Source organism: Corynebacterium sp. H130 (assembly GCF_037572395.1).
In the GTDB taxonomy this organism is placed as follows: domain Bacteria; phylum Actinomycetota; class Actinomycetes; order Mycobacteriales; family Mycobacteriaceae; genus Corynebacterium.
Map to the genome: position 1 here is coordinate 81,266 of NZ_JBBHLA010000004.1, position 24,823 is coordinate 106,088.

General features: G+C 57.8%; 22 protein-coding genes and 1 tRNA gene. 15 read left to right on the top strand and 8 right to left on the bottom strand.

From position 1 onward, the window contains the following. Positions 1-22: 22 nt before the first annotated feature. Both WG939_RS08505 and WG939_RS08510 read right to left on the bottom strand, forming a co-directional pair. Positions 23-373: a DUF3817 domain-containing protein gene (locus tag WG939_RS08505; protein WP_339984726.1), complete on the bottom strand. Its 351-nt coding sequence runs from the start codon at positions 371-373 to the stop codon at positions 23-25. Next, positions 370-759: a hypothetical protein gene (locus WG939_RS08510; protein ID WP_339984728.1), complete on the bottom strand. Its 390-nt coding sequence runs from the start codon at positions 757-759 to the stop codon at positions 370-372. Before WG939_RS08510 ends, WG939_RS08505 begins: the two co-directional genes overlap by 4 nt. An 82-nt stretch (positions 760-841) precedes the next feature. Here WG939_RS08510 and WG939_RS08515 point away from each other — a divergent pair. The 5 genes from WG939_RS08515 (at position 842) to WG939_RS08535 (ending at position 12,425) form a co-directional block, all read left to right on the top strand. Next, a tRNA-Leu gene (locus WG939_RS08515) sits at positions 842-923 on the top strand. Positions 924-988: 65 nt separating this feature from the next. After that, positions 989-1,153 carry a hypothetical protein gene (locus tag WG939_RS08520; protein ID WP_339984730.1) on the top strand — a complete coding sequence of 55 codons (165 nt, stop codon included), beginning with the start codon at positions 989-991 and terminating at the stop codon, positions 1,151-1,153. A gap of 207 nt (positions 1,154-1,360) precedes the next feature. Then, a complete protein-coding gene (locus WG939_RS08525) occupies positions 1,361-10,264 on the top strand; it encodes a fatty acid synthase subunit beta domain-containing protein (protein WP_339984732.1) in 8,904 nt (2,967 codons plus the stop codon). A 125-nt stretch (positions 10,265-10,389) separates the two neighbouring features. Continuing rightward, entirely contained in the window at positions 10,390-10,830 is a 441-nt protein-coding gene (locus WG939_RS08530) for a hypothetical protein (protein WP_339984734.1), read from the top strand. A gap of 281 nt (positions 10,831-11,111) precedes the next feature. Continuing rightward, entirely contained in the window at positions 11,112-12,425 is a 1,314-nt protein-coding gene (locus WG939_RS08535; RefSeq protein WP_445227893.1) for a YkvI family membrane protein, read from the top strand. Positions 12,426-12,509: 84 nt separating this feature from the next. Here WG939_RS08535 and WG939_RS08540 read toward each other — a convergent pair whose 3' ends face one another. Then, positions 12,510-12,815 carry a transcriptional regulator gene (locus tag WG939_RS08540; RefSeq protein ID WP_339984736.1) on the bottom strand — a complete coding sequence of 102 codons (306 nt, stop codon included), beginning with the start codon at positions 12,813-12,815 and terminating at the stop codon, positions 12,510-12,512. Beyond that, positions 12,812-13,219, bottom strand: coding sequence for a hypothetical protein (locus tag WG939_RS08545; protein WP_339984738.1), 408 nt, complete (start codon positions 13,217-13,219; stop codon positions 12,812-12,814). The genes WG939_RS08540 and WG939_RS08545 overlap by 4 nt, the downstream gene beginning before the upstream one ends. 144 nt (positions 13,220-13,363) lie before the next feature. On the opposite strand from WG939_RS08545, the gene WG939_RS08550 reads away from it, so the two are divergent. The 5 genes from WG939_RS08550 to acpS all read left to right on the top strand — a co-directional run bounded on the left by WG939_RS08550 (position 13,364) and on the right by acpS (position 18,022). After that, a complete protein-coding gene (locus WG939_RS08550) occupies positions 13,364-14,278 on the top strand; it encodes a carbohydrate ABC transporter permease (RefSeq protein ID WP_339984740.1) in 915 nt (304 codons plus the stop codon). Further along, positions 14,275-15,126 carry a carbohydrate ABC transporter permease gene (locus tag WG939_RS08555; RefSeq protein ID WP_339984742.1) on the top strand — a complete coding sequence of 284 codons (852 nt, stop codon included), beginning with the start codon at positions 14,275-14,277 and terminating at the stop codon, positions 15,124-15,126. Before WG939_RS08550 ends, WG939_RS08555 begins: the two co-directional genes overlap by 4 nt. Before the next feature lie 26 nt (positions 15,127-15,152). Next, entirely contained in the window at positions 15,153-16,475 is a 1,323-nt protein-coding gene (locus WG939_RS08560) for an ABC transporter substrate-binding protein (RefSeq protein ID WP_339984744.1), read from the top strand. A gap of 13 nt (positions 16,476-16,488) precedes the next feature. Next, positions 16,489-17,574, top strand: coding sequence for an ABC transporter ATP-binding protein (locus WG939_RS08565; RefSeq protein ID WP_339984746.1), 1,086 nt, complete (start codon positions 16,489-16,491; stop codon positions 17,572-17,574). A 79-nt stretch (positions 17,575-17,653) separates the two neighbouring features. After that, the gene (gene acpS / locus WG939_RS08570) at positions 17,654-18,022 is read left to right on the top strand and encodes a holo-ACP synthase AcpS (RefSeq protein ID WP_339984748.1); all 369 of its coding nucleotides are present in this window, start codon (positions 17,654-17,656) and stop codon (positions 18,020-18,022) included. 80 nt (positions 18,023-18,102) lie between these two features. Here the strand turns inward: acpS and WG939_RS08575 are convergent, their stop codons facing one another. The 3 genes from WG939_RS08575 to bcp all read right to left on the bottom strand — a co-directional run bounded on the left by WG939_RS08575 (position 18,103) and on the right by bcp (position 20,332). Beyond that, complete coding sequence (locus tag WG939_RS08575; RefSeq protein ID WP_339984750.1) at positions 18,103-18,636, bottom strand: hypothetical protein; 534 nt, start codon at positions 18,634-18,636, stop codon at positions 18,103-18,105. A 607-nt stretch (positions 18,637-19,243) separates the two neighbouring features. Continuing rightward, positions 19,244-19,861 carry a TetR/AcrR family transcriptional regulator gene (locus tag WG939_RS08580; RefSeq protein WP_339984752.1) on the bottom strand — a complete coding sequence of 206 codons (618 nt, stop codon included), beginning with the start codon at positions 19,859-19,861 and terminating at the stop codon, positions 19,244-19,246. A 3-nt stretch (positions 19,862-19,864) separates the two neighbouring features. Beyond that, positions 19,865-20,332 carry a thioredoxin-dependent thiol peroxidase gene (gene bcp / locus WG939_RS08585; RefSeq protein ID WP_339984754.1) on the bottom strand — a complete coding sequence of 156 codons (468 nt, stop codon included), beginning with the start codon at positions 20,330-20,332 and terminating at the stop codon, positions 19,865-19,867. 92 nt (positions 20,333-20,424) lie between these two features. On the opposite strand from bcp, the gene WG939_RS08590 reads away from it, so the two are divergent. Together WG939_RS08590 and WG939_RS08595 are read left to right on the top strand one after the other, a co-directional pair. Then, positions 20,425-20,706, top strand: a complete 282-nt coding sequence (locus WG939_RS08590) for a DUF3618 domain-containing protein (RefSeq protein ID WP_339984756.1) — start codon at positions 20,425-20,427, stop codon at positions 20,704-20,706. Between the two features lie 258 nt (positions 20,707-20,964). Further along, positions 20,965-21,243, top strand: coding sequence for a hypothetical protein (locus WG939_RS08595; protein ID WP_271033573.1), 279 nt, complete (start codon positions 20,965-20,967; stop codon positions 21,241-21,243). A 55-nt stretch (positions 21,244-21,298) separates the two neighbouring features. Here the strand turns inward: WG939_RS08595 and WG939_RS08600 are convergent, their stop codons facing one another. Further along, a complete protein-coding gene (locus WG939_RS08600; RefSeq protein WP_271033572.1) occupies positions 21,299-21,847 on the bottom strand; it encodes a recombinase family protein in 549 nt (182 codons plus the stop codon). 426 nt (positions 21,848-22,273) lie between these two features. Between WG939_RS08600 and WG939_RS08605 the strand changes: the two genes are divergently transcribed. The 3 genes from WG939_RS08605 (at position 22,274) to WG939_RS08610 (ending at position 24,286) form a co-directional block, all read left to right on the top strand. Then, positions 22,274-22,825 (top strand): hypothetical protein, encoded by a 552-nt coding sequence (locus WG939_RS08605; protein ID WP_339984763.1) that lies wholly within the window; start codon positions 22,274-22,276, stop codon positions 22,823-22,825. Positions 22,826-22,914: 89 nt separating this feature from the next. Further along, positions 22,915-23,415 (top strand): SdpA family antimicrobial peptide system protein, encoded by a 501-nt coding sequence (locus WG939_RS12055; RefSeq protein ID WP_349821145.1) that lies wholly within the window; start codon positions 22,915-22,917, stop codon positions 23,413-23,415. 133 nt (positions 23,416-23,548) lie between these two features. Continuing rightward, positions 23,549-24,286, top strand: a complete 738-nt coding sequence (locus WG939_RS08610) for a hypothetical protein (RefSeq protein WP_197693080.1) — start codon at positions 23,549-23,551, stop codon at positions 24,284-24,286. Positions 24,287-24,823 lie beyond the last annotated feature (537 nt).

Here is a 24,823-nt window from a genome sequence, read left to right on the forward strand (position 1 = left end):
TACGACAACTGCGCAGCGCGCTCTACAGCTGGAAAGCCGCAGTGACTTCCTTGCGTCGCTTGTGCTCAGCAACGAAGGAGAGGAACGGGATCGTGCCAGCGAGGGCGGTAGTGATCCACTTGAGTGGTTCCCATCGGGCATTGATGCCGAGGTTGACCGTGCTGATCAGATACAGCATGTAGAACACGCCGTGGGCCTGGGCAACGTAGAAGAACCAGCCTGGCGCGTCGCTTGGCGAAGGCAGAATCAGGTACTTGTACACCATTTCGGCTACCAAGATCAGCAGCCAGACACCGGTGACAAAGGCAGCTGTGGAGAACAGCTTCAGTGCTTTTCGTACTCGTTCCTGGCGTTCTGGGTGAATCTGCGTCATTGCTCTTTCCTTCGTCTGCGGGGCTCGTTGAGTGCGTTGAATTCTTCGACGTCCGTGTTGATTCGGGTAGGCAAGAAGTCCTCGTCGATTTCCGTGATTTCGCCTTGTTTTTCCAGCTCGACTGGAGCGACGCCTGTTTCGGCGTATTCATTTTCCAGTTGAATGTAGCGTCGGTAGGCGTAAACGATGAAGGCGCCGAAAGCTGGCCATTGGATGGCGTAGCCAAGGTTTTGGAACGTGCCGGTGCCTGCTCGGAACCTGGTCCATTGCCAATACGCCAAACCAAGGGTGGCGGCGACGGCAAGGGTGAGGAAGACAATGTGGGAGAACTTCACACGTTTCTTCGTGCGAGCAGGCTCGATACTTTCGTCGTTTACTTCACTCACAAGGCAACAGTGTACCTGTTGTCCCTGGAAGGCAAGCGATTCGGTAGTTGAACTACGTGATGTGTATTATGTGAGAAACCACGGGCTTGTGGCGGAATTGGCAGACGCGCTGGATTTAGGTTCCAGTGTCTTAGGACGTGGGAGTTCAAGTCTCCCCAGGCCCACAATATGAAGCGAGATCCTATGGATAGGATCTCGCTTCTTTTTGTTTCCCAGCTATCCTAAAGATATGAGTATTTCACGCCATGTCGACGCGTTTCTGGCTGCCGGTGGGATTGAGCAGTCCGACGAAGTCGTGCCCGAGAATGAATGTCAGATTTTTTCTGGCCAGGTGGCGGATAGTGAAGCGGAACTCGCCCAGGCGCGTGAGTTCGTAGCCACTTTGCTAAGTTAGCTAGCCCCCCAAGATTGGGGTAGCTCGCTCAAAACTAGTTTTCGTAGCAAAAATAACCAACGTCCAGGGGATTTGAAAGGGAAAAGGTTAGACACGCAAAACTAAACACCGCTCAAACATGACGGTTTCCTCAAGATCTGTGGCATATTTGCTTTCGTTAACCCGCGAGATGGGTGAAGTGTGCCCAGGCAATGGAAAGAGGAAAACATGCATGTAATCGGTGCAAATCGACTTATTGACGAGCTATCCAGTACTCCGTTTGCGCTGGTATTTGCAGGTCAGGGTGTCGATTGGCTGAATGGTTTGCGCACTGCCATCGCAGCAGGTGCTGGCCGGGCGATCACCGACATTGTCGAGGAAGCTGCCACCAAACTCACTGCCGTGGAAGATGAGATCGCGGCCGCGCGGCCGTTCGGATTCGAGCCAATTCAGTGGGCGGATTCTGAGCAGCCACCGCTGATTGATGCATCTATGGCGTCGATAAGCGTGCCAGGCATCTTTACCGCGCAGCTCGCCACCTTGCAGAATCTTGAGGCGCAGGGACTCGACATTGAACGCGCTCGCACTGCCATTGGACACTCGCAGGGCATCCTCGCTGCCTTCGCAATGCGGGACCTGACGCGCGCTTCCGAGTTCCTCGCTATCGCCCAGCTCATTGGCGCTGCGGGCAGCAAGGTTGCTCGGGAAAAGGGTTTGGTGCCGGCAGGGGAGTCCACCCCGATGCTGTCCATACAGGGCATTACTCGCGAGCAGCTCGAAGCAGCGATTAAGGGCACAGGCATTGAGATTGGGCTGCGCAATGCGCGCAACTGGTTCGTCGCTGTTGGCGCTCCACAGGAACTGGAGCAGCTGCAGGCCAAGCTCGAAAAGCTGGCTGCGAAGGATGCCCGTGATATCGAAACCAAGAAGCGCGGTGGCACCCCATTCGCGCCAAAGTTTGCCTTCCTCGGCGTGCAAATCGCTTTCCACCACAGCGCGATGCAGCCAGCCGTCGATCTCGCAACCGCGTGGGCTGAGCAGGCCGGACTCGACGTGGAACTTACCCGCGAGCTCGCCACCGACATCCTGATCACCCCGGAAGACTGGGTTTCCGATGTCCTTGAAGCAGTTGATGCGGGCGCGCAGTGGCTCCTCGACGTCGGCCCCGGCGAAGGCGTCTGCGCCCTCACCACCAGCGTCGCAGCAGGCCGCGGCGTGGGCACCCTGCGCATCGGCACCGCTGCCGGCCAAACGCAGCTTTTCGACGCCGGCCACGCGCCTACCCGCCCCGTTTCCTACGACCACTTCGCTCCACGCGTGGAAAACGGCAAGCTCGTCACCAAGTTCACCGAGCTCACCGGCCGTTCCCCAATGCTGCTTGCGGGCATGACCCCGACCACCGTTGACCCGGAGATTGTCGCTGCTGCCGCGAACGCTGGCCACTGGGCCGAGCTCGCTGGTGGTGGCCAGGTGACCCCGGAGATCCTAGAGTGCCACCTGGAACAGCTCGATGACCTTCTGAATCCTGGCGTAAACGCCCAGTTCAACTCGATGTTCCTCGACCCTTACCTGTGGGGTATGCAGATCGGCGGCAAGCGTCTCGTACAGAAGGCTCGTCTCAATGGCGCCCCAATCGACGGCGTGGTCATCACCGCTGGTATCCCGGAGCACGACGAAGCTATCGAGCTCATTCACGAGCTCCGCGACAATGGCTTCCCATGGGTCGCCTTCAAGCCGGGCGCCGTGAACCAGGTGCGCAAGATCCTGGAGATCGCCCGCGCGGTCCCAGAAATCCCAGTGATCCTGCAGGTCGAAGGTGGTAAGGCCGGTGGCCACCACTCCTGGGAAGAGCTCGATGACCTGCTGATCGCCACTTACGGCATGATCCGCGACACCCCGAACACCGTCCTGTGTGTCGGCGGTGGCATCGGCACCCCAGAGCGCGCTGCCGAGTACATCCTCGGCACCTGGTCCGAGAAGTACGACCTGCCAAAGATGCCTGTCGACGGCATCCTCGTCGGCACCGCTGCCATGGCCACCAAGGAGGCCAAGACCTCTGATTCCGTCAAGCAACTCCTGGTGGAAACCAAGGGCCAGGACGAGTGGGTTGGCGCAGGTAGCGCCGCTTTCGGCATGGCCTCCGGCCGTTCCCAGCTGGGCGCGGACATTCACGAGATCGACAACTCCTTTGCCAAGTGCGGTCGTTTGCTCGATGAAGTCGCAGGCGACGCTGAGGCCGTTGCCGCCAAGCGCGAAGAAATCATCGCCGCCATGGCCAAGACCTGCAAGGTCTACTTCGGTGACCTGGAGGAGATGACGTACAACCAGTGGCTCAGCCGCTACCTCGAATTGTCAGGACCCGTTAACGGGTCCTGGACCGACGTCTCCTGGAAGAACCGCTTCGCGCAGATGATCGAGCGCACCGAAGCCCGCCTCGTCGCCCAGGACCACGGCGAGTTCGAGCCTCAGGTCACCCTGGTCAATGACCCGGCTGCGGCCGTCGCCAAGCTTGACGAGCTCTACACCACCGATGACCTGCTGCACCCAGCCGACGTCGCCTGGTTCCTCGGCCTGTGCCGCACCCCGGGCAAGCCGGTTAACTTCGTGCCGGTGATCGACAAGGACGTCCGCCGCTGGTGGCGCTCCGACTCCCTGTGGCAGGCGCACGACGCGCGTTACGACGCCGACCAGGTCTGCATCATCCCAGGACCTGCTGCGGTCGCCGGCATCACCCGCGCGGACGAGCCAGTGGCCGAGTTGCTGGGCCGCTTCAACCAGGCTGCGATCGATCGCCTGAGCGATGCCGTAGTTGCTGAGAAGACCGCGTCTGACCGTGTGCTCGCAGCTGAGGGCACCTACTGGGCCGGTCGCAACATCCCATCCATGATCGCGAGCCTCGGTGCTCGCGATGAGTGGCAACTCACCGAGGACGGTGCGAACCACGCTGCTACCGGTGCCACCCTGCGTGACCTTGATGCCTCCCATGCAGAGCTCACCGTGCCGCTGTCCGGCTCCACCGCGCCGGGCACCACCGCGGACCTCAAGATCCGCTTCACCGTTCCTGAGGTCGGCGTACCGATCGTCACCCAGGAAGATGCAGAGGCCGCCATGGGCGAGCTGACCTGCATCGCCGCCGGTGGGGAACTGGCAACGATCCAGGACGGCGTCGCCCGCTGGACCACCACGCTATCCACGGACCATATCGCCGACTACAACAACGTCACCGCCGCCTACCTGGATCGCACCGTGACCCCCGCTGGCACCGCACCAGACGTGCTGGTGGGCTTGGCATGGCCAGCGATCTTCGCTGCCGTGAAGTCCGCCGTTATCCCGGGCACCGATTCCGCATCCGTAGTCGAAGGCATGCTGTCCCTGGTCCACCTCGAGCACCACATCAAGCTGGTCGAGGCGCAGCCTGACGAGATGCCAGCAGCTTCCGTTGCTATTCGCGTCGAAGCAACTGCGGACGAAGTTTCCGACACTGACATGGGGCGCGTGGTCATCGTGCGCGCCCGCGTTTACGCAGGATTCCCAGATGGTGAGCGCCAGGTAGCGCAGCTTTCCGAGCGCTTTGCCATCCGTGGCCGCGCCGGCAAAATGACCGCCCGAACCAACACCTCCGTGTTCCCAACCGTGGTGGACACCCCGCGTTCCTTCCGCGCCTACGCCAAGGTCGTGGCTCCAACCTCGATGAAGCCGTTCGCCATTGTCTCCGGCGACCGCAACCCAATCCACGTCTCCGACAGCGCCGCCGCGCTGGCGGGCCTGCCAGACGGTGTCATCGTTCACGGCATGTGGACCTCTGCCATTGCTGAGCTCATCGCATCCTCCGGTTTCGAAGGATCTGAGCCGGTCAAGGTCATGGAGTACACCGCAACGATGCTCGCACCGGTTCTGCCGGGTGCGGAAATCGAGTTCACCGTTGAGCGTTCCGGTGTGGACAACCGTCCGGGCTTTGGTGAGGTCCGCGAAATCACCGCGAAGGTGGACGGCAACCTGGTCATGACGGGTACCGCAGTCATGGCAGCCCCGCGCACCTTCTACGCTTTCCCAGGCCAGGGCATCCAGTCCCCAGGCATGGGCATGGCCGCCTACGCAAGCTCCGCTGCAGCGCGCGACGTGTGGGATCGCGCGGACGCGCACACCCGCTCCAAGCTGGGCTTCTCCATCCTGGAGATCGTCCGCAACAACCCTTCCGAAGTGATCGTGAAGGGCGAGAAGTTCCAGCACCCAGACGGCGTGCTGTACCTGACGCAGTTCACCCAGGTCGGCATGGCAACCCTGGGCTGCGCGCAGATCGCCGAGATGCGCGAGGCCTCGGCTCTCAACCAGCGCGCCTTCTTCGCTGGCCACTCCGTGGGTGAGTACAACGCGCTGGCAGCGTACGCTGGCGTGCTGTCCCTGGAATCCGTAGTTGAGATTGTTTACGCCCGCGGCCTCACCATGCACCGTTTGGTCGAGCGCGACGAACAGGGCGTTTCCAACTACGGCCTGGCTGCGCTGCGTCCGAACAAGATGAAGCTGTCCTCCGCAGAGGTCTTCGACTACGTGGCCGGCATTGCTCAGCGCACGGGCGAGTTCCTGGAGATCGTTAACTACAACATTGATGGTGTTCAGTACGCTGTCGCCGGCACCCGCGCAGGCCTTGCAGCTCTTGCTGAAGACGCAGAAAAGCGCGCGCCAGGCATGCGTGCCTTCATCCAGATTCCGGGCATTGACGTGCCGTTCCATTCCTCGCACTTGCGCGATGGCGTTGGCGCATTCCGTGAGCACCTCGATTCTCTGATCCCAGCCGAGATCGACCTGGACATCCTGGTCGGACGCTACATTCCAAACCTGGTGGCCCGCCCATTCTCCCTTGAGCGCAACTTCGCCGAATCCATGGCCGAGGTCGTCTCCTCGCACCTGCTGGACGAGATCCTCGCTGACTTCGAGGCCGCTGAGAAGGACCCGATGAAGCTCGGTCGCACCCTGCTCATCGAGCTCCTGGCTTGGCAGTTCGCCTCCCCAGTGCGCTGGATTGAAACCCAGCACTTGGCCCTGACCTCGTTGAACGTGGATCGCTTCGTGGAGGTCGGCGTCGGCTCCGCACCGACGATTGCCAACATGATGGGGCAGACCCTTCGCCTGCCACAGTATGCAGCCACCAAGATCGAGGTCCTTAACATCGAGCGCGATGCCGCGACTGTGTTCGCCACCGATGCGATCACTCGCGAAGTGCCTGAAGAGGAAGCTCCGGAAGAAAACCCTGTGTCCGAAAATATCGCGGTTCAGGCCACGGAAACTCCGGTTGCCTCTGCTGCACCGACTGGTGGCGCCGGCCCGGATGACATCGCCTACACTCCGGCCGACGCGACAGAAATGCTCATCGCCATCTGGACCAAGGTTCGCCCAGATCAGATGGGTGCCACGGACTCTATCGAGACCCTGGTGGAGGGCGTGTCCTCCCGCCGCAACCAGCTCCTCCTGGACCTCGGCGTCGAGTTCGGCCTGGGTGCGATCGATGGTGCAGCCGATGCCGAACTGTCCGATCTGAAGAACACCGTCTCCCGCATGGCCAAGGGCTACAAGGCCTTCGGACCTGTGCTCTCTGATGCCTCCGCCGACGCTCTGCGCCGCATCACCGGACCTACGGGCAAGCGCCCTGGCTACATCGCCGAGCGCGTCACCGGCACTTGGCAGCTCGGCCAGGGCTGGGCTGACCACGTCCAAGCCGAAGTTGTCATCGGCGCCCGTGAAGGTGCCTCCCTGCGTGGTGGCGACCTCGCCACCCTCTCGCCGATGGCCCCAAGCAACGCCTCCGAGCTCGACGCGCTTATCGACGCCGCAGTCCAGGCCGTCGCTTCCCGCCGAGGCATCTCCGTAGGCCTGCCTTCCGCAGGTGGCGCTGGCGGTGGAGTAGTGGATTCCGCTGCGCTCGGTGAGTTCGCGGAAGCAGTCACTGGCCGTGAGGGCGTGCTGGCAGAAACTGCCCGCACGATCTTGTCCAACCTGGGGCTGTCCGCAGCTCCAGGCAAGGGACTGCCTGAGGCTGACGAGAACGCTGCACTGTTCGACTTGGTGTCTCGTGAACTCGGCTCCGACTGGCCACGCCAGGTCGCACCTTCCTTCGATGCGAACAAGGCCGTGCTGCTCGATGATCGTTGGGCTTCCGCCCGCGAAGACATTTCCCGCTTCGCGCTAGGCTCGCTGGAACACCTCGACATCACCGGCGCTGGCGAAGCCGCAGCTCAGCAGGCCGAGTACTTCGGTCTGACCGAGCTGGCTGCCCAAGCCCGAAACACCGAGGCACTGCAGTACAGCACTGACGTTGCCGTGGTGACCGGTGCTTCCCCGAACTCCATCGCTGCAGCGGTCACCGAAGGTTTGCTCGCTGGCGGTGCGACCGTCGTGGTGACCACGTCCAACCTGAGCCACAAGCGCTTGGAGTTCTACAAGAAGCTCTACCGCGACGCAGCTCGTGGCCAGGCCGCGCTGTGGATCGTCCCAGCTAACCTGTCCTCCTACGCTGACCTTGACGATGTGATCGAGTGGATCGGCAACGAACAGACCGCGACCGTGAACGGCGCGAAGAAGGTTCTGAAGCCTGCGCTCGTTCCGACGCTGCTCTTCCCATTCGCAGCACCGCGCGTCTCCGGCTCCCTCGCCGATGCCGGCCCGCAGGCCGAGAACCAGATGCGTCTGTTGCTGTGGTCCGTCGAGCGCCTCATCGCGGGTCTCTCCGAGATCGGCGTGGACAATGAGATCGGCAAGCGCCTGCACGTCGTGATCCCTGGTTCCCCTAACCGTGGCCGTTTCGGTGGCGACGGTGCCTACGGTGAATCCAAGGCCGCCCTCGACGCGCTGGTCACCCGCTGGCATGCCGAGCCGGTCTGGGGTAGTCGCACCTCGCTGGTTCACGCTCTCATCGGCTGGGTTCGTGGTACCGGCCTCATGGGTGGCAACGACCCACTCGTCGACGCCGTCGAGGCCGCAGGCGTGCGCACCTATGCCACCACCGAGATCGCAGCAGAGCTGCTATCCCAGGTTGCTTTGGAAGTACGCGAAGCCGCTTCGAATGCTCCGATTACTCGCGACTTCACCGGTGGCCTTGGCGAGGCCGATCTGAACCTCGCTGAACTGGCTCGCGGCGCTGCCGCTCGCCAGGAAGTGAAGGAGGACGTCGAGAAGCCAGTGACTGTTAAGGCACTGCCGACGCCGTTCCGCCCATTCACCAACACCACGCCGTCCTTCGAGGTCACGCAGCGTCTTGAGGACATGGTCGTCATCGTTGGTGCCGGTGAGCTGGGCCCTTACGGCTCTGCCCGCACGCGTTTCGACGCCGAATTGACCGGCGATCTGTCGGCCGCGGGCGTCGCGGAGCTGGCATGGACTATGGGCCTGATCCACTGGGATGAGGATCCGAAGCCAGGCTGGTACGACGCATCCGACGAGCCAGTGGCCGAGGAAGACATCTACGAGCGCTTCCACGATGAGGTCTTGGCACGAGTCGGCGTGCGCCAGTACCACGACGACTTCGGTATGGTCAGCAACCTCATGCCTGAACTGACCACCGTCTACCTGGACCGCGATCTGTCCTTCTCCGTTTCTGATGAGGCAGCAGCCCGCACGTTCGTGGACTCCGAGCCGGAAACCACCACCGCTCACTTTGATGAGGAAGCAGGGGAGTGGATTGTTACCCGCAAGGCTGGCTCCGCTGTCCGCGTGCCACGTCGCATGGCGATGTCCCGCTTCGTCGGCGGTCAGATTCCGGAGGGCTTCGACCCAGCGGTGTACGGCATTCCTGCCGACATGATCGACAACCTCGACCGCGTGGCCGTCTGGAACCTGGTGTGCACCGTTGACGCCTTCCTGGCCAGCGGTTTCACTCCGGCGGAAATCATGCGGGCGATTCACCCAACCCGCGTATCCTCCACCCAGGGCACCGGCATGGGCGGTATGGCCTCCCTGCGCTCCCTCTTCGTTGACGGTCTGCTGGCCGAGCCACGCCAGAACGACATCCTGCAGGAGGCACTGCCAAACGTCATGGCCGGTCACGTCATGCAGTCCTACGTCGGCGGCTACGGCCAGATGATCCACCCAGTGGCTGCCTGCGCGACCGCCGCGGTGTCGGTGGAAGAGGGCATGGACAAGATTCGCCTCGGTAAGGCTGACTTCGTGGTCGCTGGCGGCCTCGATGACCTTTCGATGGAAGGCATCACCGGCTTCGGCGATATGGCAGCTACCGCCGATTCAGGAGAGATGCGTGGCAAGGGCATCTCCGATCGCTACTTCTCTCGCGCCAATGATCGTCGTCGTGGGGGCTTCGTGGAATCCGCAGGTGGTGGCACCATTTTGCTGGCGCGCGGCAGCGTCGCTGCAGATCTTGGATTGCCAGTTCTCGGTGTGCTCGGTTTCGCTGAGTCCTTTGCTGATGGCGCTCACACCTCTATTCCAGCGCCAGGCCTGGGTGCCCTGGGTGCTGCGCGTGGCGGTACCAACTCGCGCCTTGTGCATGCGTTGGCGGCTCTCGGCGTCACCCCAGATGACATCGCGATCGTGTCTAAGCACGACACCTCCACCACAGCGAACGATCCGAACGAGTCCGACCTGCACACCCGCATTGCGCGTGCCATCGGTCGTACCCCGGGCAACCCGCTGTACGTCATCTCCCAGAAGACGCTCACCGGCCACGCCAAGGGTGGCGCCGCCGCCTTCCAGATGATTGGTCTTACCCAGGTGCTGCGCTCCGGTGTGGTTCCGCCAAACCGTTCCCTGGACTGCGTCGACCCAGCTCTCGCGGGCAATGAGAACCTGGTATGGCTGCGTTCACCGCTGCAACTTGAGGCTCCAAAGGCGGGTCTGGTTACCTCTCTTGGATTCGGTCACGTCTCCGCGCTCATTGCGATCGTGCACCCGGCAGCCTTCGAGGCTGCGCTGGGCGATCGCGCTTCCGAGTGGCGTTCTGCTGCGGCTGCACGCGAAACCGCAGGTCTGCGCCGAATCCTCGGTGCAATGCATGGCGGATCCGCGCTCTACGAAAAGCCAGTCGACCGCAACCTTGGCGGCACCGGTCAAGTGGCCAAGGAACGCGAAGCAGCGATGCTCCTGTCCGAGAACGCGCGTCTCATTGATGGGGTGATGCAGAGCTAGGATTTCTGGATCTGGCAAGGCCCGGTATTCCCATGGGATACCGGGCCGTTTGCCTTTCTGCAGGAACACTCTCCTCGCCGGGATCATTTCACTGTCGTAGGTTCGGTGTCACTAGGAGGTAGCCCATGATGCGCAGTGATTCATTGAAATGGCTGCAACGTTCCGCCTTAGCGTGGATGGTTTTCGATGTGCTCTGCCTGATGGTCGCCTTCCGAACAAATGAAAAGCTTGATGGCCCAGAAGCCATCATCCTCTTGCTGTTTTTGCCACTTGTTTTCCTCTATTTCGTAGTGCTTATGCTGTGGGCACTAGTGCACCTTGTCTTGAGCATCGCTGCTCTGAAGGCTGCGGAGAAGAGTGAACGATTCAACGTTCTCTTTCATGCTGTCTCCGCTGTATTGGCGATGGCGCTATTTATTTGGATCGCCCCGAAGGGCTTGTTCCACATGAATCTGGTGATGGTTCCTTTTGGGATGATTCCGGCTTGGTTGTGCGGACTTATCGGCCCGTATTTGACCACATCTCGAACCGATTCCTCGGAATGGGATGTGATGCTTCCACGGTGATGACAGGGGGCTATCGAAGTAACAAATCAATTACGGTAACCGCGTATTTTCAGTGGCGTGGGTTACTATCTCGCGGTTTCGCCCCAGACTTGATTTGCGATAAGACTATTTGACATAACGCAATGTGGTAGCGGGTTTTCGGGGCGGGGTCAGTGGGCGATTGGCGCGCTAACAGGTCAACAGTTGATAACGATTTGCGCCTGTGACCTGCAAAGATGTTAACGGAGGGGTGGTTAATCTAGATAGGTACGGCTTAAGAACTTCATCGAAAGGCTAGACCTGTGATCTCCTCAAGACCATTCGCCATCGCCATGTCCTTCGTGGGACTTCTCGTGGGGGCAGGCTTCGCGACTGGCCAAGAGGTTGTTCAATACTTCACCTCCTTCGGTGTCGAAGGTGTCTGGGGAATCATCGTCGCTGGCGCTATCATGACGCTCGCCGGCACCGTCTTCCTACAACTCGGTAGCTATTTCCGTGCCAGCGAGCACAATGCCGTTTTCCGTGAGGTTACGCACCCGGCGATTTCCAAACTCCTCGACATTTCCGTCATCATCACCCTGTTCGCCATCGGCTTTGTGATGCTCGCCGGCGCCGGCTCCAACATGGCGCAGCAGTTCGGCTGGCCGACGTGGGCTGGTTCCACTCTGATGTTGGTGCTGGTCATGGCGTGTGGGCTTCTCGACGTCAACAAGGTCTCAGCTGTCATCGGAGCTGTGACCCCGTTGATCATCATCGCAGTGGCTTTTGTCGGTATTTACACTGCGCTGAACATGCCCTCGGACCCAGGCGCGATGATGGAGATGTCTGCGCAGATCGAGTCGCCGGTATCGAACTGGCTGGTCTCTGCATTGAACTACAATGGCTTGGCCCTGATCCTTGCCGTTTCCATGAGTCTGGTGATTGGTGGCGATCACCTCGATCCACGCGAGGCTGGCCGTGGTGGTTTCTGGGGCGGAATCGTCTACACCGTGCTGATGGGTATCGCATTCTTTGCCCTGCTCATGAACGCCGATGATGTCATGCAGTCCGACATCCCAATGCTGTACATTTTGGACGGCATTCACCCAGCGCTCGGCTTCATCATGTCCATTATCATCTTCCTGATGATCTTCAATACTGCCATCGGCATGTTCTACGCCCTGGGCAAGCGACTTTCCGCGGGTAGGGAAGAGCGCTACCTGCCGATCTTCATCGGTGGCTGCCTCGCGGGCTACGCCGTCTCCTTCTTTGGCTTCAAGACTCTCATGGCCTACGTCTACCCGGTTATCGGCTACATCGGCATGTTCATGGTCGTTGTCCTGGTGTTCGCCTGGATTAAGTACCTCGGAGACATTAAGGATGAAACCCGTCGCCGTGCCCGCATCAAGGCACTGCTGCGCCTCAAGCTGCGTCCGGATGCTCCTTACGACGACGCCAAGGATGCCGTCATCGGCGAAGCCCTCACCGATTCCGTGGTCGACGAGGGCGAGCTGCTTAACGACGTCCTCGAAGAGGTGGCAGAAGACCTGCACAATGATGATTCAGTTGACTTCGATGCCGCAGACTTCGATGCAAGCGATCACGATGCCCAGGACTATGTGGAGGCTGCGCGCTAATCCTTGGTCGTAATCAGTTGGTCGTAAAACCGGCACTTTCGAGGGCTCGCTTTTCTCGGATCTGTAGGTTTACGACCATTTTTTTCACGACAAACTGGCGGAAGCAATCTCCCGGAGGGCCGCGAGGTGTGCCTTCCAGGCCTGCATTCCATTCTTTGTTAGCGCTAACCGAGTCTGTGGCCTTTTGCCCACGAAGAGTTTCTTGATCTTCACGTACTCTAATTCTTCCAATGCTGACGCATGCTTCGAAAGTGTGGAATCGGTGGTGGCGAGATAGTCGCGCAATTCGGTAAACGGCATGTATTCCACGCCAGCTAGAGCTGCCATGATGGAAAAGCGCAGTGGATTGGAAAAAGCAGGGTTGAGTTCCATGCGGGGATGCGTGCTCATCGGTTCGCCAACGCTTCCCAGGTAGGGCCTGCAATGGCGAGAATCAGGAAGATAATGGCTTCCGTCATGGCGACCTCCAGTGAAGTCGGGATCACGGTTGTCGCGGCCCAAGTGAGCATCCAGACAACCATCATCACAGACCAGCGGGTTCCGAAACCGCGCCGGGCAGAGGGGTGAATCTTTGCGAACAGGCCGATGAGACTGGTGGCAGCAATGTTCCAAATCATCAACAGAATGATGAGTTCCTGAGGAGCACCCCCGGCGTAGTACTGGCACATCGCGTACATGGCGGTTGCGCCGCAAATGAGTTCGTATGTGATCCATGCGGGGTGGAATCCACTGGCGCGGCGCTCTAGTGATTGGGCGAGAGCGAGTTGTTCTTGGGCGTTTTGTGGTGTGGTCATACTTCAGATCGTAGCAACTACTTTCCATTTTGGAAAGTGCTTTCCTGCACTATTCTTAAAAACTCTACGAATTCATATTTCGGTAGAAGAATGTTCACTCAACCGTTATTGCGCAGTCACAAACATGTGTGAATATCAACATCCGTGACTGAATCGGTAAAAGATCTGCGTCGAAAAGCAGAAAAAGCCAAGCGCCGCGAGTGGTGGTTGGCCACGCTGCTGCTGGCGCCCAACCTGATCTTGCTAACGGTGTTTACCTACCGTCCGCTGATCGACAATATCCGACTGTCCTTCTTCAACTGGAACATTTCCTCGCCAACGTCCACCTTCATCGGGCTGGACAACTACAAGGAATGGTTCACTAGGGAAGACACTCGGACCATCCTGTCCAACACACTCGTGTTCACCTTCTTTGCGGTGCTCGGATCGATGGTGCTCGGGCTCGCGCTGGCCATGGTGCTGGATCAGAAACTGAAAGGTCGCAACTTCACGCGCTCGGTGGTTTTCGCCCCGTTTGCAATCTCCGGCGCCGCCATCGGCGTGGCATTCCAATTCATTTTCGACCCCAACTACGGCCTTATCCAGGACCTCCTCGCCCGAATCGGGCAGGTAGCGCCGAACTTCTACGGCGAGCCGAAGTGGGCCATGTTCATGGTCACCTTCACCTTCGTCTGGAAGAACCTCGGCTACACCTTCGTCATCTACCTGGCGGCCATGCAGGCTTTATCGAAAGACCTGGAGGAAGCCAGCGCCATCGATGGCGCAAACTGGTGGACCAGGTTTACCAAGGTCACGCTGCCACAGCTGCGTCCGACCACTTTCTTCCTCTCCATCACTGTCACCCTGAACTCGGTGCAGGTCTTCGACATCATCAACGTCATGACCCGTGGTGGCCCCCAGGGCGACGGCACGATGACGCTGGTGTTCCAGGTCTACGAGGAAACTTTCCGCAACTTCCGCGCCGGCTATGGCGCGACGGTGGCGACGATCCTCTTCCTGATTCTCCTGGCCATCACGTTGATTCAGGTTCGGTACATGGATAAGGAGCACAACCGATGATGGACATTCATGGTGGATCACCAGCGATGCGCGTCGGAAAGCGCGTGGCAGGTTACCTTGCCATCGTCGCCATCCTGCTCTTCGTCGGCTTGCCATTGTTCTGGATCTTGATGACCTCCTTCAAGGAGCGCGGTGACATCTACACCCAGCCGGTCGCGTGGCTGCCACCGAACTGGACCAACGAAAACTACGGCGTTGCGACGACTGAAGTGCCGTACTGGAAGTACCTGCGGAACTCGGTCATTATCACGCTTTCTTTGTGCGTGATTAAGGTCGTTCTCGGCACCTTGTCGGCATATGCCCTGGCTATCTTGCGATTCCCGGGTCGAAACTTGGTTTTTATCATCGTCATTTCGGCGCTGATGGTGCCGAGCGAAATCACCGTGATTTCTAACTTCGCGCTCGTGAATTCGCTGGGCTGGCGCAACACCTTCCAGGGCGTCATCATCCCGCTGGCAGGCGTCGCATTTGGAACCTTCCTCATGCGCAATCACTTTATGTCCCTGCCGTACGAGCTCATCGAGGCAGCACAGATGGATGGCGCGGGCCCCATCAAGTTGCTCACCCGCGTGCTGCTGCCGATCTCGATGCCGACCCTGGTGGCGTTCACCGTGATCACCCTGGTCAACGAGTGGAACACCTACCTGTGGCCGTACATCATCACGGACACCGAAGCCGTCGCCCCGCTTCCAGTGGGCCTGACGATGCTGCAAAACAACGACGGCATGACCAACTGGGGTCCCGTCATGGCGGCGACCATCCTCACGATGATCCCGATCCTCATAATCTTCCTTGGTCTGCAGAAATACATGATCAAGGGCCTCACCACCGGCGCCGTCAAGGGCTAACCGGACCACACAATTCAGGAGAAACAATGAAGCGTCGCAATTTCCTCGCGCTGGCCGGCCTCGGCGCCGCTGGTGCAACTCTGACCGCCTGCGCAGGCACCTCCTCTACCTCTACTGATTCCGGCAAGTCCGACGGCAAGAAGGTTACCGAGCTGACCTGGTGGTCCAACCACCCAGGCAAGTCCAAGGACGTCGAAACCGAGCTGATCAAGCGTTTCAACGAAAAGAACCCTGACATCAAGATCAACCTGATCGACGGCGGCAAGAACTACGAAGAAGTCGCCCAGAAGTTCAACGCAGCCCTCACCGGCAACGACCTGCCTGACATCGTCGTGCTTTCCGACGTCTGGTGGTTCAACTTCGCCATCAACGGCCAGATCGCCAAGATGAACGAAGTGGCAAAGAAGGCCAGCATCGACACTTCTTCCTACGTGTCTTCCCTGTACGGCGACTACGAGCTCGACGGCGCCAACTACGCCTTCCCGTTCGCCCGTTCCACGCCGCTGTTTTACTACAACAAGGACGTCTGGGCTAAGGCTGGCCTGCCTGAGCGTGGCCCAGAGACCTGGGAAGAAATGGACGAGTGGGGCAAGAAGATCATGGCCGTTGTCGACGGCAAGACCAAGGCACACGGCTGGGGCAACGCAGTTGACTACCTGGCATGGACCTTCGAAGGCCCAATGTGGACCCTGGGCGGCTCCTACTCCGACAAATGGGACCTGAAGTTCAACTCCCCAGAGACCGTCAAGGCTGTTGAGTGGCTGAAGAAGACCGTGGTCGGCGACGGTGCCTACGCTACTGTCTCCCAGGACATCGCCGCTGACTTCTCCGCAGGCTTGGTTGCTTCCGCCATCATGTCCACGGGTGACCTCTCCGGTCTGAAGAAGAACGGCAAGGTCAACTTCGGCACCGCTCCGCTGCCAAACCCAAAGGGAAACGGTGGCTGCCCAACTGGTGGCGCAGGTCTGGCAATCCCAGCAAAGATCTCCGAGGAGCGCCAGATCGCAGCTGCGAAGTTCATCGACTTCATCACCAACGCAGCCAACACCGCTTACTGGTCCCGCAACGTCGGCTACATGCCAGTTCGCACCACCGCAGTGGACGATCCTGAGCAGAAGAAGTTCATGGACGAGAACCCGAACTACAAGACGGCCGTCGATCAGCTGCCAAAGACCCGTTCCCAGGACTACGCTCGCGTGTTCATCCCAGGTGCGGACACCAAGATCGGTGGCGCCTTCGAATCCATTTTGATCGGCAACAAGGATCCGAAGGAAGAAATGGACAAGCTTCAGAAGGAAGTCCAGTCCATTTACGACGCTCAGGTCAAGCCACAGCTGAAGAAGAAGTAGGAACAAAGAACCCATGGCAACTGTCACGTTTAACAACGTCAGCCGCATTTACCCGAAGGCCGAGCGCCCTGCAGTGGACTCGCTGAACCTCGACATCGCCGATGGCGAGTTCATCTGCCTCGTCGGTCCGTCCGGCTGTGGCAAGTCCACCAGCCTGCGCATGCTCGCTGGCCTGGAGCCGACTGACAAAGGCAGCATCCACATCGGTGGCATGGACGCCACTGGTGTCGCTCCTCGCGACCGTGACGTTGCCATGGTGTTCCAAAACTACGCGCTGTACCCAAACATGACCGTGGCGCAGAACATGGGTTTTGCGCTGCAGAACGCGGGCGTGCCGAAGGCCGACATCGCCTCGAAAGTCGCTGAGGCCGCCCGCATCCTTCAACTCGAAGAGTTCTTGGACCGCAAGCCAGCCAACCTCTCCGGTGGCCAGCGCCAGCGCGTCGCCATGGGCCGCGCCATCGTCCGCGACCCCAAAGTCTTCCTCATGGACGAACCCCTGTCCAACCTCGACGCCAAGCTTCGCGTCTCCACCCGCTCGCAGATCTCCGCGCTCCAGCGTCGCCTCGGCACCACCACGGTCTACGTCACCCACGACCAGGTCGAAGCCATGACGATGGGCGACCGCGTCGCAGTGCTTTCCGACGGCGTCCTGCAGCAATGCGCCTCCCCTCGCGAAATCTACGATCGCCCAGCCAACGCCTTCGTCGCCGGCTTCATCGGCTCGCCAGCCATGAACCTGTTCACTCTGCCTCTTACGTCGAACGGGGTCTCGCTCGGTAACTGGTCGGTTGGGCTCACCCCTGGCCAGGATGTTCGCTCTGACAAGGACATCATCATGGGCGTGCGACCAGAAGATTGGATCATTGGCACCTCAGGTCTTGAGGTAGTGGTAGAACATGTCGAAGAGCTGGGCCACGAATCCTACGGCTACTGTGTGCCAGTCTCAGGTTCCGTTGAAGCTCACTCTGGCGACATGAACCGCATCGCTGTCCACGCACCACATGCCCGCGGAATGAACATCGGTGATCGTTTCTTCATCGAGCCACGCCCAGATTCCTTCCACATGTTCTCCACCTCAACGGGCTCTAGGATTTAGCCTGTCGGATTTGGTGAAGCAAACGATAGAATTGGGAGCATTTCTACAGTTTGCTTCACCAAATTCCGCAAAGGGTTCTATGCACATCGGAATCGACCTCGTCCACATCCCATCTTTTGCTGCTCAGCTTGAGCAGCCGGGATCGAGGTTCCTTGAGGTCTTCCACCCCACGGAGCTGCGCCGATCGCTCTCCAAGGTGAATCGCGCTGAGCATTTGGCTGGCTGTTGGGCGGCGAAAGAAGCCTTCGTCAAAGCCTGGTCGCAGTCTCTTTACGGTCAGCCGCCGGTTGCCGAGGAAATGATCTGGTCCTCCCTCATAGTTGAACAGGACCAATGGGGGAGAGCGCGCCTCCGCCAATCCTTAGTCGACGCAACAGCGGAAATCTCCATCAGCCACGACGGGGACTACGCGACGGCAGTGTGCATGTTTGAGCCGGGCGAACCCTGAGTTTAGGACCCCGAGTTTCGGGCGACTCGAGGAGAATTTTCGCCCAAAAACGCCGAAACTCGGGTTCCTAAACTCATCGGTCAGGGGATTGGCCGTCGCGACGGCCGGGTGAGGAATTGGTTGAGCTCGGGTATGAATTGATTGTCGCGGAGCATCTTCCAATCAACGCGCAGGAATTCGTATCCCAGGTTCTTGAGGCGCTTTTCGCGTTTGAGTTCGGCCAAGACGATTTCGGAGGCGTCTCCGTAGTCGCCGAGGTATTTGTGGTCGCAGTCCACTTCGATGATCAGCCATTCGTCGAGGTAGATGTCGGCAAAGTGGATGTGCCCTCCAGTATGAAGCTCCTTTTGTAGCTCCATTTTGGTGAACGGTGGTGATGCTTCAATTATTTGAGCTCGAGCCCAGGATTCCGCCGCACTTTCGCTTTTGGGGTTGGCGCAGTCAATGACTTTCCTCGCAACAGCGGAACCTTTCGCTCGTCCGATCTTTTCGACTTCGTGTTTCAGCGAGGCAACCGTGCCGCCACGGCGTAGGTAACCGTCGGCGACGGCGAGTCCAACGTGAAAGCCGTGCCAACGCGCGACATCGATAACAGTTCGAGTTGGTGTGGTCACGTTGAAATTTTCAAATCTCTTGATTGCTTCAGCTGGCAGATACGCATGCCGATAAATGGTGTGCCTTGGCCAACTGGATTTGCGGGGTGGCCGGCTATGTCCTGGAAGGGTCAATTCGCTTGGGGACCAAGGCACGATCACGGGCAATCTCCATAGGCGCGCTGCGGACAGACCACACACAACTGCCTTGTGGGCTGAATAGCCGCTGGCCAAAGCTCGAACACGGGCCTGTTCCCACACTGGCAGTTGATAGAAGGCACTTCTATCCACGTAGATGTGGCCGTGTAGTTGTAGCAAGGTGTCGCTTCCGAGGCCTTCCCAAAATTCTGGATCGCTTAAGTTTTGGGATCGGTAATTGTGAAACGGAACGGGGCTTTTGTTGATTTGCATGCCCCGGAACATAGGTACATAGGGGCTTAGCGGTCATCCGTTGGGTCTGAAAAACTGTGGACAGCTGGGGTTGTCCACAGGCATAGGGATGAACCGTGTAATTAGGATTGCGTGTTTCGGTGAAATCAGGTACAAAAATAGGCTTGTTTCAGCGAAAACCGCCCGAAACTCGGGTTCCTAAACTCATGTTTCGGGCCCTGAGCCCGCCCCCAAAAAACTAGACCTGCGCCACGGCAAACAGGTATGCCACGAGCATCCGTTTGATCTCTACGACGGTCGCCTCAAAAGAGTATTCGTCTTCGCGAATTCCGTAGTTGAGCAGCGAAGTTACGGTGTGTATCAGGATGCCGGCGAGGCCCAGGCGCATTTCTAGTGGGGCGTTCGGCGCGAGCGGCTCCATGACGGAAGCGATGATGGAAAGCATTTCTTGCTCTGTCGCTGCCGCGGTCGCGCGAGTTGCTGGTGTCGACTGGATGGCGTGCCACACTGCGCGTCGGGAAGGATCTTCCTTCCACAGTTTGGCCAGGTGGTCGATGAATTCGTCGAGGAAGTCTGGCCATTGCAGGGCAGGGACTCGTTGGGAGAATGCCTGCAATTCGGAGACGATGGAGGCGGTGTCTTCGCGATCCAGCTCGCAGATGAGCACGTATTTGTTGGCGAAGAACTGGTAAAGCGTTCCGATGGGAACCTCGGCCCGCTTGGCGACTTCGTCAAACGTGAAAGACTCGAACCCGGCGTCGATAAGCACAGCGCGTGCGGAAGCCAAGATGCGGCTGTACTTTTCGCGGCTTCGTTGCTGCGCGGGGCGGCGCCGGGGGACGAGGATTTCAGACATGGCTTAGGAGGCGACTCCGAGGTCGCGAAGGACGCGGGCGACGTGGCCGGTGGCGCGCACATTGCGGAGGGCCAGGCCGATGGTCCCGTCGGCTTCGATGAGGAATGTGGAACGAATGACACCCTCAACGATCTTGCCGTAGTTCTTCTTCTCACCGAACGCGCCGTAGGCCTTCAAGGTTTCCTTGGAGGGGTCGGAAAGGAGTGGGAAGTTGAGGTTGTGGTCGGCGCGGAATTTTGCGAGCTTATCGACGGCATCAGGGGAAATACCTACGACCTTGATGCCTACCTCGTTGAGTGGCTCCAGGCTGTCGCGGAAGTCGCATGCTTCCTTGGTGCAGCCGGGCGTGTTCGCGCGAGGGTAGAAGAAAAGCAGGACTCGTTCGCCGGCGAAATCGGACAGGGAAATGGTTTTTCCTGTGTCGTCGCTAAGGCTGAACTGAGGGGCTGCGTCACCTGTGGCTAGTGTCATGAATCCAAGCTTACCTGGGAGTCCTGCACGAAGGCCCTTTAAGACGGTAGAGTTGAGCGGAGAAATCGAACGTAAATCTTAGGAGAGAACTCGTGGCACGCAACATCGATGACATTCAGCGCGAGATTGAGCGCACCCGCCGTCAGCTTGCTAGCACCCTCGACCAGCTGGCTGAGCGCAGCCGTCCACAGGCCCTGGTGAGCGATGCACAGCAGTCTTTGACCCAGAAGCTGCAGGACCCAAAGGTGCAGGCAGCAATCGGTGGTGCAGTAGCACTCGTCGTTGCACTCGTCGGCGTTTCGGTGTCCCGTTCCCGTAAGAAGAGCCGCGACCTCAAGGAAATCCAGCGTATGCTCGCAGCTCGCGCTTCCTAGTCATTTCGCAGTTGCAAGGCCCTCCGCATCGAGCGGAGGGCCTTTTTGTATGCATTGTGAAATAAGAAAAACACCGCCTGACTAGGTCAGACGGTGTTTCTATTGTGCGCCATCAGGGACTTGAACCCCGAAGGGTTTTAGAAGCTGAATAACAGTGCGTTTGCACTGGTCAACGGCATACTTTGGTAGATGCTCTGCTCTGGAAAATAACCATACACGGGCTTTGTGCCCAATTCGTGCCCAGAGAGAGGTAAAACCATGAAGTTGTTTCAAGACTTGCTGACGCTAGATAAAGCTTTGAAGGCCATCGTCATCAAAGGTGAGTGTGATCTAGTTGATGTTGACCGAATCGCCTTCGCAGGCGTTGAAGACGGCCGCATTTTCCTCATCCATGATGAGAACTTGAGTGACGAACACCCGATCATCTCCCCCGTGATTGACCTTGCCCGGCGCGCCGGGTTGGTGGCGGATAGCGACATCACGCGGGAATCTGAACAATACCTGTCCACATTGGAACGTGTACGCTGGTTCGCCTAAGACATGAAAAATGCCCTCACAGCTTCGCGCTGTGGGGGCTTCGTCGTGTTCGTGGTTAGTCTTCCAACGCCCGGTAGATGGATGGCCGAGAAACTCCGAACTGTTTGGCGATGGCAGAGATGCTTTCGCCTTCGGCTTTGAGCTGTCGCACTTGCTGCATCTGCTCTGGAGACAGCGATGGCTTGCGTCCCTTGTACTTGCCCTGTGCCTTTGCGATGGCAATGCCTTCGGCTTGTCGCTCCTTAATCATGGAACGTTCAAACTCTGCTACGGCTCCCAACATGTTCAGGAGCAAGTTGGACATAGGGGAGTCTTCGCCGGTGAACTCCAAATTTTCTTTGATGAATCGGACAGCGACACCCTTGCCGTTCAGTTCCTCGACGATGGTGCGAAGGTCAACGATGTTACGCGCCAGCCTGTCCATGCTGTGGACGGTGAAGGTATCGCCTTTGCGTGCGTAGCGGATGGCTTCTTGCAGCTGTGGACGGTTCGCATCCTTGCCGCTTGCCTTGTCGGTAAACATCTCATCGACGTGGATGCCTTCTAATTGCCGCTGCTCGTTTTGGCCTACAGAGCTAACGCGCTGGTATCCGATCACTGCCATTGTCCTAGTCCCTTCGTTGCCGTGGTGTGTACGGATAAATCTAAGACCTAACCGGACAACTGTCAAACAATGGGAGATTTGACCCTAACGTACAGCGGGAACAGGTTGGGGTGGTGATGTACGTATGGCTGTACGTTATACACACATTAGGACCTTAAGGCAGCAATCCGAATTGAGAACCTTTCTGAAAAATCATCCATTTTGCAAACCTAATTGTGGTAGAATCACCTTAAACTTTTCAAGGCTACACCTCCCTTTCTCACACCGCATTCATGAAGGAAGATTTTAAGTGAAGGACAGAAAACGTCTCACCGGTCTTGCCCTTGTAACTGCAAGCGCAGTCTTCGCAGGGAAACAGCCAATGCCCAGGATGCATGGAATAAGGAAGACGACGAAGGGAGGGTAACAACGCGGCACACTGGAGAAATGTCCAGAGGTTTGGGAAACCAAGCACAAGAATCGTCCAATACTTCAAAAACGGACCATGCTTTTGATGAAATATTTTTCGGCAATGGCCCCAACGCTAAGATCCTCGCAAAGAACCTAAAAGATCCCATTTACGCTTCATTAGCTAAAGAAAAGGAGGCATCCCGCGAGGATGATGAACTTCACCTAAAGGTGAGGACCCAGGTTGAGTCCATGGAGCCTGGTTTTGTAGAGGGCTTCAACAATGAAATCGCGACTGGAAACCCTTATCGGATCGAAAGGGCGCTCGAACGAGGAAGCGATCTCATTACCCAGTCCCTTGAAAATGACCTAAACAATTCAGGCGCAAACGCATCCCCACAATGCGCATTCGTTTTTGCCTGGGCAGTCGCTGTTTTGGTCAACTACGGTGCGGCCGTAAATATTGAGACGTATGCGCTTGTCCATCATAAGGTTAAGCTCGCTGAGTCCAGGGCTGTCATTTCCGAGGAGCAGGCAAGTCTGGAGCGTCAGCGAGTTGTTACAGCGATCTTGGAGACTTACGCCCCGTGATCTCAGGGAATAGATCATCGACAGCAGTGCCTCTGCGGAGGAGTTCCCATTACATCCTGAGTTTCGTGTTTTCAGTGCTCTTTTTAACAATGACGTTTACAGCACTACCTACATTGGCGTTCGATCCCCCCTGGAAGGGGACGAAATGGGAAAGTATACAAGGCCATGTTTTCCCCCAAGGGTGGGGTTTCTTCACTAGAAGCGCCCAAGAGCCCTTGGTAACTCCTTGGAGCAAGGATGGTTTGCCACTCTCGCACCTACCGACTTCTCGCTGGGTGAATTTCTTTGGACTAAATCGAGAGGGACGGGCTCAAGGCGTGGAAGTTGGATCTCTCCAGAGCCAACTTTCCGATGAACAGTGGACTTCATGTGCCGACCTAGCCACCCCTACAAGATGCTTGCAGAAAGCAAAGGTAGAAGGTGGCGACAAGTTTAGCGTGCATTCCACTACGAGAAGCCCCAGTTTGTGCGGAGAAATAATGCTCTTAGAAACTAAGCCCGCTGATTTCATGTATAGGAGCTATGTTGATGAAGATATCATCGCCGTCAGATTCGCAAGAATTGACGTACACTGCGCGAGCAGGCCTTAAATCTAAAGTATTTTTGCCGAATGTAATTGGCCCTAGTTTCTCAGTTTTTCGGTCGGGTCTCGCGGCTTGCGCCGGTGCCACACTCCTTTTTACGCCCGGGGATAAACTAGTTCCCCCGCGGTTTATAGGCGAAGTGCCCAATCCAGTGTTCGAAGGGATAAACAAGCTTTCCTTGTTCTTCATCCTCAGCGATCATCCCGAAGCTGCAAGAGTTATAGGCCTGATACTGTGCTTAGCATCTATATTGGGGGCATCCTCTATTGGAGTAGCGTGGATCTTCTACTCTCTACACAATACGGCAATCACTCCAGACGGAGGCGATCAGATTGGCTTGATCGCGAGTATCTTCTGCTTGACCCTCGGTTTGGCAAGATGGATCATCAAGCAATTCCCGACACGTCGGCTTGGCTACCTTCTAGCTTTCTATTCATTTTTACTGTTTAAAGTTCAGGTGGCATTTGTTTATGCAAATGCGGCAATCGCAAAAATTAGAGTAGACAACTGGGCAAATGGGACTGAAGTCTATTATGACCTTATTTCTCCATTCTTCGGGCTCACTGGGCTCAGGCAAATCCTCTTTGCTCCGATTTTAGCGAGCCCCGCTTTTATTACGTTTCTCACTTGGGGCACTATTGCGGTTGAGCTGTACATAGCTGCAGCTACTTTCGCATCCGACAAATGGAAATCTACGGCGATCTTGGCAGCTGTGTTTTTGCACGGGGGAATTGCTTTATTCATGGGAATTACCTCATTCTCCCTCACGATGCTCACAGTGGTGATTTTCGCCTTACTACCCATGAAGATAGTTGGAAGGAAGTTGAGTGATATTCATGACTGGTTCAAGTTATCGATCAAGAGTATTTGGATATAATTTTAGTCGGATCGTACTTATCTTCGCAGTACTCTTATTGTGTGTCTACTTCTTGACCAGAAGAGATCAAACCGCCTTTATCACATGCGGTCTTTTAGTGTCTCTGGCAATTTTCTTTAATGTCGGGGTGTTGCTGAATGATGAAATCCTTCGGATTTCAGTTCTTGGCATTCCAGTTAGCAACGTTCGTTTGGAATCTCTGAAGGGGGCGGAGATCCTTCCCTCGGGCCCCATACTCGAATCCCAAACGTTTGGGGTTCACTTCCTGGATGGCACTATTTCATTCCATGCCGGTTCTGCAAATATCCTCCTACACCGCAATATCGGAAGACCCATTCGCTTGACGGTTAAAGACCCAGAGGAATTTTTACACCTCCTAGCGGAGAACTCCGCTATTCGACCCGCTTCTCACAGTTAAGCCCCCGGTGCCGACACAACTGGCAACCAAAAGCATAGTCCAACGGACAGGTTTGGGTATGGCATCGCTTCGGGGTGGCATAGTGTCCTCGCGCCGGGATGGTGGGATGGATGGCCTTG